Source organism: Paenibacillus sp. 8b26 (genome assembly GCF_050626875.1).
In the GTDB taxonomy this organism is placed as follows: Bacteria; Bacillota; Bacilli; order Paenibacillales; family Paenibacillaceae; genus Paenibacillus.
Genome location: NZ_CP192445.1, coordinates 4127962 through 4142217 on the forward strand (window position 1 = coordinate 4127962; position 14256 = coordinate 4142217).

Sequence of the window (14256 nt, forward strand, 5' to 3'; positions counted from 1 at the left end):
ATAACTTCGATGTTCGAAAAGGTACAATTGAAATAAAGGCTTGACAGTTGAAATGTTGAAAGGAGAAATAAGATAACATGAAAGTATTAATTGTTGTCGCCCATCCTAGGAACGATTCTCTCACCATGAATATAACCAATAATTTACACATAATTCTTGACGCTACCAAATAATATCTCATTGTACATTATAGAAAAAGTACGTTTATCCTGATGACGTATTTATTCTTTATTTATTTTTTATATATTCTTTGCCCCACATGCCCATGTAATGTAGTATCGGAATAAAACTTTGCCCTAAAGATGTTAGCGAATATTCAACTTTGGGAGGAACCTCCTTATATACCTCTCTGTGTATCATTTGTTGCTCTTCCAGCTCCCTCAACTGACGTGTAAGTATTCCTTTCGAAACACCTGGTAGCAACCTTTGAAGTTCATTAAATCTTCTTGTATTTATGCTTAGATACCATAAAATCACAACTTTCCATTTCCCAGCAATTATATGTTGAGCATTTAAGACAGGACAAATCTCTGTTTGGTCCTCTGGAGGCCCATTAAACCATTTTTTCTCCATAATAAATACCTCTCATTCTTCATGGTTCTATTTTTGTGACTATGTTATAAAAAAATAACTACTTTTAAAAATGTCCCTAATAATATAATATAAGTTTTGCTTCAACAAGCAAATAAAATTACTAAATACGGAGGAACCTATTATGTCTGGAGCCATACAAACTATTCTTAATCATAGGTCTATCCGGTCGTTCACTGATCAACCTCTTACAGAGCAACAAATCAAGGAGCTTGTTTCTGCTGCACAAGCAGCTTCCTCTGCGAGCTTCCAACAAAGCTATTCCATTATAGGTGTCAGTGATGAATCGGTGAGAGAAGAAATAAGGGCATGCTCAGGAGGTCAGGAATTTATCGTTAAAAGCGGTCACTTCTTTGTGTTCTGTGCAGATTTATACCGACACAAGGAGATCGCTACTAACCTGGGTACTGATATTTCTCAAACCATTGAGGGAATAGATGCACTTATGCTTGGAGCGATTGATGCTTCGCTCGCAGCTCAGAACATGACCATCGCAGCCGAATCAATGGGATTGGGTGTTTGCTATGTCGGAGGCGTGAGGGATGGTGTCATAGGTGTGTCTGCTTCCCTTGGTTTACCTGATTACGTTCTTCCAGTGTTCGGACTTGCTGTTGGCTATCCGGAAGAAATAAACGAGAAGAAGCCGAGACTTCCCTTCGAGACGATATACCATAAAAACCACTACGATATGGATAAAGATAAATTGTTTGCACAGCTTGCACAATATGACCAAACGATGGAATCTTATTTTGGACAACGAACTACTAACAAACGTCAGATCACTTGGACAGAGCATTCGATTAATAGTCTGCTTGCTCACCCTCGAACGTTCATGAAGGATTTCGTCACACAAAAAGGATGGGCAAAGCATTAATAAAAGACGATAATGCAAACTTCAGACTACTGAGACTGGATATGATCTCCTTTAATAAACTGTAGGTAATATCCACGGATTTTCAGTCTGGCCCTGTATTCCGAGAATGGCATGAGCGACAATCTAAGCTCGCCCACCAGAATACCGTAGAGTCCAAAAGGCTGCCGCCATTAGTATACAATTCCTGTTTCTACAGCAGCTTGCCTGATCACTAGTGTTCTGGTGATGAAAACCGTCTGTCCAATCTTTTTTGAATCCAGGTGCCGGCTTCCCTCAAAATTTCATAGGCAATCTTCCGCAGTAAAAGGAACTCCTTAACGATGGACGGCTAGGCAGATGAGCTGGTTGGTAGGCAACATCTCTTGGTGGAAGGTAGAGATAGCAAAAAAGAAGGATGGAGCAATCAGGGCAATAAAAAGGCCAGTAACTGACGTTGGATACGACAGATTTCTGATACGTACATGGCGGTACCTCTAAACGTAGCAGTTTTGCTAACTCCCCGTCGCCAGATTTCCTTCGGGTCAGTCTGTTTGTCTTCTTTTGTCTTTCTCAGTCGAAGACAAGTCAGCGCATCCCACATTACAGTGCGGCTAGGACTTCTTCATCGTCTTAGTTGTCCCTGTTCTCAAGTATTGTTTTGATTAAATCATCTGTTGCTCCAACACAATTGTTTCTTGTATACCAAATAAAATCCCTGTCACTCGAACATACATATTTCCGAGAGTCGTTAGCGGTATAGCTGTTCATGATTGCGATAGCTTCACGTGAAAGGTGCTGAGTTGGCAATTTTTCTTCGAATCTTCCGAGCAACAGGACATTCTTGCTTAGAGGAACAGTAACTTCAAAATTATCTGTTAATGATTGAGCTAATTTATCTAATTTTATGGTGAAAAAGGACAGTTTATTTTTATAACAAGAAGTAAGACAAACATTATATAAAGGGAAATTACCTTTACTCGGTTACAATAAAGTTTTGATATACACATTTTTACCTATAGGACAATTTAATATCTAACCTAAATAGCCCCGATGAAAAGTTCTCTATTTCGGGGCTATTTTTACTTTATGTGTAGCAGGTGAAATGGCTACCGGTTTCCAGAAAAATGCTATACTCATTCAAATCTCATCCTGCTATTTGGAGAATGCATCTTCGGTATCCAGGCGAAACTTGTGTTTAACTTACGGAGATACTCAGAAAATTAACAGGCCTGTTTTTTAGATTGTAATTGTTAAATTGGGGCGAAATGATACCCATCAGTTTTTCATATTGTTGATTAATTTCTGAGAAATATTAAATTGAAATCATATGTCTATTTCGTTTTCTATATGAGTATACTGATTATAAAATAAAAAGGAGGAGATTAAGATTAATTATAAAGATATATATAATTTCTGCTTCTTCGCTAAAGTGAATGTTAGAGTGTCTGTTTAATAGAGAAAGTGTCCATACTGTCTAGTAATAATAGGAAGAGGACGGGATGGAACATGTGGACCCCATTAAGCAAAAAGGATAATCTAATGAATGATGTGTTCAAGTTCATGTTAGACCTTGAAGAACCCTGGAAATTAGCTGATATTGAGTATGACCCGCAAGAAGAAGCTTGGCACTTATTTATTGATTTTGAACGAGGGGCCCTGTTTGCCTGTCCGCATTGTGGAGCACCTTGCAAGGCCTACGATGCAGAGAAAAAACAGTGGCGCCATCTCGATATTTGGAAATGGAAAACCTATTTACATGCCCGGGTTCCCCGAACAGACTGCAAACAATGTAATAAAATCACGTTGATTCCCGTGAAGTGGTCCCGGCCGTTGTCGCATTTCACCTTGGATTTTGAGACCTGGGCCATGCGTTTAATGGCTGAAATGCCCGTCAACGCAGCAGCGCGTGAATTACGAGAGCATGACACACGCATGTGGCGAATTTTTCATCACTACGTCAATCGAGCCATGAACGAACTGGACGTCAGCTTAGTTCGGCGGATCGCCATCGACGAAACGTCCTCGCGTCGGGGTCACCGCTACATTACCTTGTTTGTGGATGTGGACACCAAAACGGTACTTTTTGCAACCGAAGGAAAAGGCAAAGATACCTTAGCGCGTTTCAACCAGTATTTACTACAAAAAGGGGTAGAATCAGCACAAATACAGGAAATCTGCTGCGATATGTCTCCCGCCTTTATTCGAGGTATTGAAGAGCAGTTCCCCACAGCCGAAATTACCTTTGATAAGTTCCACGTCATGAAGATGGTGAATGAAGCCGTGGATGAGGTGCGTAAAGCCGAGCAGAAAGAAGAACCTGGGCTCAAGCGAACCAAATATCTATGGTTAAAGAACAAAACGAACTTGAAGGCAGAGCAGCGAGATACCTTGGAAAGCCTGAAGGACAAAAACCTAAAAACAGTCAGAGCCTACCGCTTAAAATTAGCCATGCAGGAACTATGGACCACCCCCCACGTCTTTACTGACGTCTATTTACGGGAGTGGTTAGGCTGGGCTAGGCGCTCACAGTTGGGAGCGATGATGGATCTGGCGAAGACCGTGAAACAACATGAAGAAGGCATTCTGCGTTGGTTTCACAGCCGGATGACCAATGGTCTGCTTGAAGGCATAAATCGATTAGTGCAAGCAGCCAAACGAAAAGCACGTGGGTACAGAAACGTCCATAATCTAATAGCTATGGTCTACATGACCGCGAATAAACATCGGCTTCCAGCACTTGCAGCACACAGGCCCTAAACCCATCTTTACCCCGTTCCCTTTATACCATTTCTTTAAGAATCTACTGAAACAAGCTTGACTATGAACCTATTTCTATACGGCCTTACCCATCCAATAGAGCGAAGAGCCTTTTTGTTGTACGAATGTATTAAAGTTATGCTATTTATAAAAAATAGTAAAATATTATGTTTAAATCAATTAAGTGATTATTTGTAAATAAAAACCCAATGTGCAAGTTTCATCGGGTTTTTATTAAAGTTAGGGATATTCTTTTATAATATTTGAAAATGGGTAAGCGAAACGCAATTGTACTTGAATCGAGTATTTACCGCTATGGCGCGTAACGATGTGCTTCAACAATTCCTCAATCTGGATCGCTCTATGCAGACTCCGAACAGTTAAAAAACCAGCATACCTATGAGCAAAGAATATTTTCATTTGATGTACAAAATAGGTGCTACCCGATATGCATATCATGAGAAAAATAAAAGTAGAACATCAATTGTTCTGGATTATACGGGGTAGTACCAGCGTCGCTGACACCACCCGCAAACATATGGGTTAAACGGGGGATTTATTAAATACCTGATTATATTCAAGCTGCGCATCGGTGATCGCCAGCTTTGAATAGACTTCCAGCGATTTTCTTCATGGCCGGAAATGGCTGAATCAATGCATCATCAAAAAAAGCAGCCACTACAGGGCTGCTTTTGTACTACGGGCTAATTGCTCGTGTATTTTACCCAATCGTATTCGGCGTATAGCGGATTCGCTCCGTTATACGGACCTAGCCAGTCGTCAACACCAGTGCCATTCCATAAATTCATCATAATCTTGCCTGGGGTGCTCGGTATGTTCGTAGTTGCTGTATGCTTTAGAACCCCGTCAACATACCACTTAATGTACCCTGGCTGCCAATCGAAAGCATAGGTGTGGAAGCCTCTTGATGCATCAAAGCCCAGATCAACAATCTTCTCGTGACCACCGACCCCGTTTGTATAATAGTTGAATTGCACTTTTGTCGTGTCTTTGCCTAAAAATTCAATATCTATTTCATCCCATTGCGTGCCATCAGTAGGTCCCGTATACGTAAAAAAGGAAGATACGATCCCTGTATTTTTAGCAGGCTTCATGCTGACCTCGTATAAGCCGTATCTGTAAGTGTTCGTCGATCGATACTCTCCGCAGTCAAATTTATTGTACGCAGAACTCGTTAAGCCAAGCTTCATTTTGCCATCGTTAGTAAAATTGACATTATTGGCACGCCAAGTGCAATTAAACATGTTCCCATTGGAATATCCATCCGCCTTTTGCCATGCACCCGAATTGAAACCATTAAGTGGTTCCCAAAAAACATTCCCCGCATAAACGCTTACCGAAAAAAACAGAGAGACAATGCCCGTGACCATTAAAGTGAACCAAGATTTCTTCTTCATTTTACACCTCCATAAGAGATTGACCAAACATGAAAGAAACGTCTGACAATGATACATTATTTCAAGTATTGACCGGCTTACCGGACAAATATAAAACGCTTCCATATTTGGTATCTTCATTGTAGCTTGATATTGAGGCGTACACTATAACAAACTTAACGCTAGAAACATAATTTAAAAAAAACCTAAATTTTATCAAGTTGTGGTTTAAAAATGCACCGCTGGGCCGCTACTCACGCCGATAACTAGAGCGCCTACGCCGGGCGAGAGCACCCCGGCCAAAGCGCTCTATGTTCCTGTCGTTCGTTTCACGCAGCCCACGGAGCGAAAGAGCTGTGGGCCAAATCCAAGATGGCATGCACACATCATGAGCCGCTACGCTGGCGCTGCGCTATTCATCATGTATGCATGCACAGAGCAGCACCATGATTCCGCCGCGCTTCATCATCATGCTATGGAAGTTGAATCAAAGAAGGATGATTAAAGAAAAGATAGCAAGACCTTTTTAAGGGGGGCTTGCTATCTTTATGGTTTAGAGCAATTTTTCCATAATCATTGCGTCTATATATTGGCCGTCCATAACCTCTTGCTTTTCAAAAACGCGGACTTCACGGTAACCGATCTTCCGATAAAGTCTTTGACCGTTTTCATTAAAGGGGAAGGTAAACAGGATAATCTTATAAAAATTGTTTTTCCGGGCTTCTTTCTCTAATTCCGAATGAAGCGCACTACCAACGCCTTTACTGCGAAAGGTTCGGTCTACGTAAATCGAAAGGTCCGCAACGCCATCATAAGCACAACGATGAGAATAACGATTTAAAGAAGCACAGCCAACCACGATCCCATCCGATTCTGCGACCAAAACGGTATAACGACTTTGATGTTCTTTAAACCAGTCAGTCATGTAGTCGAAGTCCTTGGCTTCCACCTCCAGTGTAGCTATCCGATCTTCAATCCCTATTGTAAATGTCCAAAATACGGTTTAAATCTTCTGAGGTTGCTGTTCGAACGTTTAATATTGGCATACTGATCCCCCCGCTCATAAGCACATTAGGCTTTCTTGGCTTTTATAACTGCGGAAACAATATAATCATCCACGTTTGCTACAGGCACCCAATCCTTGATGAATGATTTGGATTCATCTTTAGGTTCGATGCTAATACTCGTAAATCCACTTTGTTGCAGCATGGATTTTACTTCTTCCAATGAGGAGGCGCCGGAAATACAGCCGGAATACAACTCAGTTAGAACGTTTTTTATTTCAGGAGGAAGTTCTGTGATCGTGATGATATCGGAAATCGCTAATCTGCCGCCAGCTTGTAAGACACGATAGGCTTCATTGAATACCTTAGCGACGAAGCATTTTAAATACAATATGGGTGAATGTCTTAAATGTGGGGAATTAAATACATTAGGAGTTTGTATGAGATGCGATAAGGTTTTAAACCAAGAAGATGATGGACTTTGCGTGAGTTGTGAAGAATATATAGAATCTCAATGAAGGGAATATGAGTAATAAAGTCAAATTCAATCATTAATATTGATGAGTTTATACAATAGTATTATTTGGATTTACCAACTATAATGTCATTTAGTTTTTGATAAAACGTTGGAAAAGTACTGATATTACTCGTTTTTTCATTTACCAACTATAATGTAATCGAACAGTTCAGTTACATTATAGTTGGTTCCTGAGTTTTAAAAACCGGTTGTCTTAATTTAGGATGACCGGTTTTTTTATACTGCTGAATTAGTCATTTTATCCCTAATTAAAGAAAAACTCCTAATATTTAACCTTTTGTCTACGGATAATAAAGTTGTGTCCTAAAAGCAAGTATTTGTAATTTGAACTTAAATTATTGTATTAATAATATATTAGTAAAATAATTACTTTAATTACTTTCATTTCTATGTCATCAAAATTCACTTTTTCATCCAGTAACAAACGATTTTCACATGCAATCGTTAAAAACACCTTATTATTATTAGGAATAACGCATTCTAGGGAATGTCCAGAGGAGCAAAAAAAGAAGGAATTTGCAAAGGATGACTCCTGGCTAGTCTATTTCCTTGGATATAAGGTAAAAGAGGATTAAGTACATCAATTTATCCAAACAAGCTCTGCTATATTCGACCAACAACTTATTTCTTCCTCTTTACATTTTGATTACATAAAACTATCTCTCCCTTCATATACGAATACTAATATTATCTATGTGTTAGCCGATTATCATCGGTAATCTCAGAATAAATAATAGGGGGTACTTTATGTTTGGCAATCTTTTCAAAAAAATATTACCTATCGTTATGGTGTCATCAATCGCAGTTACTGCCGTTGTGTCAGGAGGAGCTTCTGCACAAGCAGCTTCAGACACAAAAAAAATTAAAAATGTAATTTTTTTAATTGGTGATGGCATGGGTCCATCATATATTTCTGCCTATCGGTATATGAAAGATAACCCGGCAACCCCCCTGATGGAAAAAACAGAGTTTGATCAGTATCTTGTAGGTGCTCAAACGACGTATCCAGAAGATGAGGCTCAAAATATAACAGACTCCGCTTCAGCTGCCACAGCAATGTCTGCCGGTGTTAAAACATACAATGCTGCCATTGCCGTAGATAACGATAAAACTGATGTCAAAACGGTATTAGAGCAAGCGAAGGAAAACGGGAAATCTACCGGCTTAGTTGCAACATCTGAGATCACTCATGCTACTCCTGCAGCATTTGGCGCACATGATGTTAGCCGTAAAAACATGAACGCTATTGCTGATGATTACTTTGATGAAAAAATTAATGGAAAGCACAAGGTGGATGTCCTGCTTGGTGGTGGACTAAGCAATTTTGTACGTAAAGACCGAAACTTAACTGAAGAGTTCAAGAAAGCCGGTTACGGTTATGTCACTGATCGGGAAGGATTGCTGAACAATAAAAACGATCAAATTCTCGGTCTATTTGCCGAAGGTGGACTAGATAAAGCAATCGATCGTGCCAAAGAAACGCCTTCTTTAGAAGATATGACTAATGCTGCAATCAGCCGATTAAATAAAAATGATAATGGTTTCTTCCTGATGATTGAAGGAAGCCAAATTGACTGGGCAGGTCATGACAACGACGTGGTTGCTTCCATGAGTGAAATGGCGGATTTTGAAAAGGCATTTAAAGCAACGATCGACTTTGCTAAGAAAGACGGCAATACATTAGTAGTTGCAACTGCTGATCATTCTACCGGCGGATTTTCGGTCGGTGCAAATGGAGAATATAACTTTAATGTAGCACCAATTAAAGCAGCAACGCGCACACCAGATTTTATGGCTAAAGAAATTGTTGCTGGCGCAAGTGTTGAAGATACACTTAAGAAATATATCTCCTTAGATCTTACAGAAAGTGAAGTTCAATCGGTCAAAACTGCTTCTGCTACAAAGGACGAAGTTAAAATCGATAATGCCATTGAAGCCATCTTCAACACTCGTTCATTTGCTGGCTGGACAACAGGTGGTCATACTGGAGAAGATGTGCCGGTCTATGCTTACGGGCCAGGGAAAGAATTGTTTACGGGTCTTATCGATAATACAGATAATGCAAAGAACATTTTTGACATTCTGAAAAAAACAAATAAATAACAAAAGAAAAAAGGGGTATTTGGATTCATAAACTGTGACCCGAAAGATGGACACTTTGAAAAAAAGTGACTTCTCTCGGGTCTCTTTGCGTTTATAATCGACATACATGAAAGGTTGGGGATACAAAATGGGGAACCGTTGGTCTACCGGTGAACAAAGGTTTAGTGAAAGTCAGATCCGCCAAATTGAGGATAATGCTAACGTATTGCATATTACAGAGCGTTCTATTGCTTACCAACCCGCGTTCAAGCTGGCAGCTCTAAAGGCCTATCAGGAGGGGAAAACTCCTGCGGACATCTTCAGCGAGGTAGGATTCAACTTAGATATGATCGGACGGGAGAATCCGAATAGATGCTTAAAACGTTGGAGAAAAACCTTGGCTTCTCAAGGTGAAGCAGGTCTTCTGGAAGAGCAACGAGGAAAAGGCAGCACGGGAAGGCCCGCAGCAGAGCAGTCGATGGAGAAGAAGCTTGCATAAGCTGAGGCACGTATAAAGCTATTTGTTGTGCTCAGAAAACAGTATATCAGTTTTTAAATTGAAGATTGTAGAGCAATTTTAACCTCTAATTTGGGATTCGCAAAGTTCAGTCACCTAACATTTACGGCCATTTTGAGGCCTTCCGTTATGTAAGGTTGTTGAAATGATGAGGAGAGAGTATAGTTTGTATGTATTTATTTTGTGCGGGAAGAGGTTAATATGGCGACAATTCATGATGTAGCATTAAAAGCGGGCGTGTCGGTCACTACAGTATCCCGTGTAATGAATAACCGGGGATATATCAGCGAAACTACACGCAAAAAAGTGTTCGACGCAATGGAGGAGCTTAATTATCAACCGAATGAAATAGCACGATCTCTGCTACGCAAGCAGTCCAATATTATTGGCCTTATTATTCCCAATGTCTCTCATCCTTTCTTCGGTGAGCTTGCCAATCAGGTCGAGTATTATGCCTATCAGCATGACTGCAAGGTCCTGCTGTGCAATTCGCATATGGATCCCGTGAAGGAAAAAGTATATATCGATATGCTGAAGCGAAACCGGGTAGACGGTATCATTATGGGTAGCCATACTTTAGAAGTAGAAGAGTATCGCCATTTGAATTCACCGATTGTGACATTTGATAGGCAGATTGACCCGTATATTCCGTATATATCTTCGGATAATTATCGTGGAGGCGAGTTGGCCACGGAGCTGCTCATTCGCAAAGGCTGCCGGAAAATTGCCCATATATGCGGAAATCTGGAGCTGAACATGCTGTCCAATGAGCGGACCAAAGCATTCCGGGATGTCGTGGGCAAGCATAGTGTCCAGCATGTGATCGTTCAAACGGACTTGAATGTGTTTGACCAGAAGGAGTACGAGCGAATCATCTCGAAACTCATTCATGAACATCCAGATGTTGATGGGGTGTTCGCAACAAGCGATATTATTGCCGCGTTCGCGTTGAAAGAATATATCCGCGCCGGAAGGCATGTGCCGGGGAGTGTGCGTATTGTAGGCTTCGATGATGTAAGCGCTGCATCCTGGCTGACGCCGGAACTTACATCGGTAAGACAGCCGACTGCAGACATCGGCAGACTGGCAGTCGAGCTGATTCGCAGGCAGGCGGAGGGGGAGCAGGTACAGCCTGTCAATCTGCTGCCTGTTGAACTGATTGAGCGTGCAACGACCTGAATGAAATCTGTTCCTCTAACAAGGGGAACAGATTTTTTTTAGTACATGTTAAAAGTTCAACATGTCAAACGATTGACACAAGTTAAACCTTTGACATATAATCCGTTTGTAAGCGTTTTATTTAAGTGTTCAGAGCCATTATATAAATAAGGGGATGACAACAGTGAGGAAATTCAAAAGAGTTCAATGGATGGTAATGCTGCTTCTTTTGGTTATGGTGGTGTCTGCATGCGGTGGCTCCGGTGGAGAAGGTAATTCGGCTTCTGGAGGGGGATCAGCGGATTCGAAAAATGTGAAAATTACGCTTTTGAACTCCAAAGGTGAAATCCTTCCACAGCTGGAGGATGCCGCCAAGGCATTCGAGAAAGACAATCCGGGCATTACTGTTGAAATCCAGCCGGTTCCGAACGGTGGATCGCCTTTTGAGCGTGCCTCCGCATTGTATGCATCCGGAAATCCACCGACCATGATGATGCTAGATACAGGCGATGTCGAGAAATTCAAGGACCGTATCCTCGATCTAAACGGAGAAAAGTGGAATGCGGACACTGTTGAAAACGCTACGAAAGCTACGACATTTGACGGTAAAAATTACGCGTTTCCGCTGGCTGTTGAAGGCTACGGATTCATTTACAACAAAGCCGTTGTTGATAAAGCGGTAGGCGGAACCTTTGATCCCGCCACAATTAAAACCCGAAATGACCTTGAAAAACTGTTTCAGCAAATCGAGACATCCGGAAAGAAAGCACTGGTGATTTCACCAATGGACTGGTCCCTTGGCGCTCATTATTTGCCTCTTGCTTATGCAGGCCAGAACAAAGACATGGCTAAAGTGGACAAATTCATGGCGACACTGAAAGCGGGCCAGGCTGATTTGGCTAACAATCCGGTATTTAACGGACTTATGGATACATTCGACGTCATGATGAAATACAATATCGACCAGGCTTCCCCGCTGGCAGGAGCTTATGAACGCGGACCGGAGCTGCTCGGCAAAGGCGAAGTTGGCATTTGGTTCATGGGCAACTGGGCATGGCCGCAAATCAGCAGTTTTGATACCGCTAACAAAAAATATGGTTTCCTGCCTGTACCGATCAGCAATAATGCCAATGACTACGGCAATCAGGAAATTTCGTCCGCTGTATCCAAACGTATTGTCATTGACAAGGAGAAGACTACTCCGGAACAGCAGGAGGCGGCGAAAAAGTTCCTGAACTGGATCGTCTATGAAGAGAAAGGCCAGGATTTCCTCGTGAACAAAGCGAACATTATCCCGGCGTTCAAAAATATTACACTGCCTGCGGCCGACCCGCTTGGCAAGTCCATCCAGGATTATATCGCAAAAGGCAAGTCAGAGCAGTCGATGAGCATGCTGCCTGCCGATCACTGGTCCAAGACAGGATCTTCCATGCAAAAATATCTGGCGAAACAGGGCGACCGCGCAACACTGGTCAAAGAAATCGAAGACTACTGGAAAACAGCAAAATAAGGTTATTTTCAAATCACCCGGAATAGAGAGAGAAATCCGAAATAAAGAGAGGGATCATCATGATTGCGGAAAAAGGAGTATGGAACCGGTTGCGGTCACGGCTGCTGTTTACCGGACCAACCTTGTTTGCCTTCATAACGGTAATGATCATTCCATTTTTGTACGGCATCTATCTGACGTTCACAAACTGGGATGGTATTTCCACGACACTATCGCTGGTTGGCGTCCAAAACTACCTGGCCGTTTTTCGGGATAATGAGTTTTGGAAATCGTTCGGCTTGACGCTCGAGTATGTGTTTTATACCGTTATTCTTATCAATGTCGTCGCTTTTATGCTGGCGTATGTGCTGATAAAAGGTTTAAAGGGACAGAAAATTTTCCGGGCGGGATTTTTCCTGCCCAACCTTGTCGGCGGCATTGTACTCGGTTTTATCTGGCAGTTTATCTTCAACAACGTGCTTGTCTATTTGGGACAACATGCCGGCATTCAGTCGCTCAGCACGACTTGGCTGGCTGATCCCGACAAAGCGTTCTGGGCACTCGTGATTGTAACCGTGTGGCAGAACGTGGGTTACATGATGGTCATTTACATCGCGGGATTGAGCGGTGTGCCGAATGATATCATGGAGGCCGCAAGCATTGATGGGGCGAACAGCTGGATCAGACTGCGGAAAATGGTGCTGCCCTTGATGGTTCCTTCTTTCATCGTATGTATATTCTTGTCCCTGCAGCGCGGATTTATGGTCTATGACGTGAACCTCGCGCTCACGAAAGGTGGCCCGTTCAGCAGTACTCAAATGGTGTCGATGCATGTGTATGAAAAGGCATTCCTTTCCCGTGATTATGGTGTGGGGCAGGCGGAAGCATTCGTGCTGTTCCTGATGGTTGCTCTCATTACCCTGCTCCAGGTTTATTTTAGTAAGAAGTTGGAGGTGGAGGCGTAATGACAAGCAAAAAAGCCGCTTCCTCCGTGATCAAATTCATTGTGCTGACAGTCGTGCTCATATTGTTCATCGTACCGTTCGTTTTTCTGCTGATCAATTCGTTCAAGGAAAACAAGGCCATCACCTCGAACCCGTTATCGCTTCCAGAGAGCTTCAATATGGTCAATTATATGAATGCGTTCGATAAAATGAATTACATCGATGCCTTCACCAACTCATTGGTCATAACGGTGTTAAGTGTCTTCTTTATCTCACTGTTCGCGGCGATGACGGCTCATTATTTTGTCAGAAACAACACCAAGTTCAACCAATATACGTTTATGCTGATGGTTGCTTCCATGATCATTCCGTTTCAGGCCATCATGATTCCATTGGTGAAAATTTACGGCTCACTTGATCTTCTGAACAGCAAGTGGTCGCTGATTTACATGTACATCGGTTTTGGAAGCTCGCTGGCCGTCTTCATTTATCATGGATTCGTGAAGAGCATTCCGAAGGAACTGGAGGAAGCGGCGCTGATTGACGGCTGCACGCGGATTCAGACATTCTTCCGGATCGTGTTTCCGGTACTGATGCCCACGACAGCCACCATTTCCATTCTCAATGTGCTGTGGGTCTGGAATGATTTTCTGCTACCTTCCCTCATTCTGGTCGATCCGGAGCAAAGGACACTTCCGTTGTCCACGTACAACTTTTATGGGACCTATACAGTGGATTACGGTCCGTTAATGGCAAGTTTGGTACTGACGATATTTCCGATCATTATCATCTATCTGTTCGCCCAGAAATATATTATTCAGGGTGTTATGCAAGGTTCGATTAAATAACTGCAGGGGGAGGATGCCTTATCATACAGAGTAGAGCGTATACGAGAGAGAGTGCAGATCAATTTATTTCTGAATCGA

The 14256-nt window shown here is 42.1% G+C and carries 11 protein-coding genes and 2 pseudogenes; 8 read left to right on the forward strand and 5 right to left on the reverse strand.

All coding sequences use genetic code 11. The features are described 5' to 3' along the window. Positions 1-228 precede the first annotated feature (228 nt). Complete coding sequence (locus ACQ4MX_RS19105) at positions 229-573, reverse strand: winged helix-turn-helix transcriptional regulator (protein ID WP_431086668.1); 345 nt, start codon at positions 571-573, stop codon at positions 229-231. A 142-nt stretch (positions 574-715) separates the two neighbouring features. On the opposite strand from ACQ4MX_RS19105, the gene nfsA reads away from it, so the two are divergent. After that, on the forward strand, positions 716-1465 hold the full coding sequence (gene nfsA / locus ACQ4MX_RS19110) for an oxygen-insensitive NADPH nitroreductase (protein WP_431086670.1): 750 nt from the start codon (positions 716-718) through the stop codon (positions 1463-1465). Between the two features lie 314 nt (positions 1466-1779). Here the strand turns inward: nfsA and ACQ4MX_RS19115 are convergent, their stop codons facing one another. Then, positions 1780-1920, reverse strand: coding sequence for a spore germination protein (locus tag ACQ4MX_RS19115; protein WP_431091366.1), 141 nt, complete (start codon positions 1918-1920; stop codon positions 1780-1782). Positions 1921-2983: 1063 nt separating this feature from the next. Here ACQ4MX_RS19115 and ACQ4MX_RS19120 point away from each other — a divergent pair. Then, entirely contained in the window at positions 2984-4201 is a 1218-nt protein-coding gene (locus ACQ4MX_RS19120; RefSeq protein WP_431086672.1) for an ISL3 family transposase, read from the forward strand. A gap of 704 nt (positions 4202-4905) precedes the next feature. On the opposite strand, the gene bglS is transcribed toward ACQ4MX_RS19120, so the two are convergent. The 3 genes and pseudogenes from bglS to arsM all read right to left on the reverse strand — a co-directional run. Further along, positions 4906-5619, reverse strand: a complete 714-nt coding sequence (bglS, locus tag ACQ4MX_RS19125) for a beta-glucanase (protein WP_149095261.1) — start codon at positions 5617-5619, stop codon at positions 4906-4908. A gap of 532 nt (positions 5620-6151) precedes the next feature. Then, positions 6152-6644, reverse strand: a pseudogene (locus tag ACQ4MX_RS19130) (arsinothricin resistance N-acetyltransferase ArsN1 family A). Between the two features lie 25 nt (positions 6645-6669). Next, positions 6670-6969 (reverse strand): annotated as a pseudogene (gene arsM / locus ACQ4MX_RS19135) (arsenite methyltransferase); the annotation flags it as partial. Positions 6970-7887: 918 nt separating this feature from the next. On the opposite strand from arsM, the gene ACQ4MX_RS19140 reads away from it, so the two are divergent. From ACQ4MX_RS19140 to ACQ4MX_RS19165, 6 genes are all read left to right on the forward strand, one after another. After that, positions 7888-9243 (forward strand): alkaline phosphatase, encoded by a 1356-nt coding sequence (locus ACQ4MX_RS19140; protein WP_431086675.1) that lies wholly within the window; start codon positions 7888-7890, stop codon positions 9241-9243. Positions 9244-9370: 127 nt separating this feature from the next. Next, positions 9371-9721 (forward strand): hypothetical protein, encoded by a 351-nt coding sequence (locus ACQ4MX_RS19145; RefSeq protein ID WP_431086678.1) that lies wholly within the window; start codon positions 9371-9373, stop codon positions 9719-9721. A 219-nt stretch (positions 9722-9940) separates the two neighbouring features. After that, complete coding sequence (locus ACQ4MX_RS19150) at positions 9941-10918, forward strand: LacI family DNA-binding transcriptional regulator (protein ID WP_192511343.1); 978 nt, start codon at positions 9941-9943, stop codon at positions 10916-10918. 163 nt (positions 10919-11081) lie between these two features. After that, entirely contained in the window at positions 11082-12407 is a 1326-nt protein-coding gene (locus ACQ4MX_RS19155) for an ABC transporter substrate-binding protein (RefSeq protein ID WP_431086681.1), read from the forward strand. Positions 12408-12466: 59 nt separating this feature from the next. Then, complete coding sequence (locus tag ACQ4MX_RS19160; protein ID WP_134912438.1) at positions 12467-13351, forward strand: carbohydrate ABC transporter permease; 885 nt, start codon at positions 12467-12469, stop codon at positions 13349-13351. After that, positions 13351-14178, forward strand: coding sequence for a carbohydrate ABC transporter permease (locus ACQ4MX_RS19165; RefSeq protein WP_134912440.1), 828 nt, complete (start codon positions 13351-13353; stop codon positions 14176-14178). The genes ACQ4MX_RS19160 and ACQ4MX_RS19165 overlap by 1 nt, the downstream gene beginning before the upstream one ends. Positions 14179-14256 lie beyond the last annotated feature (78 nt).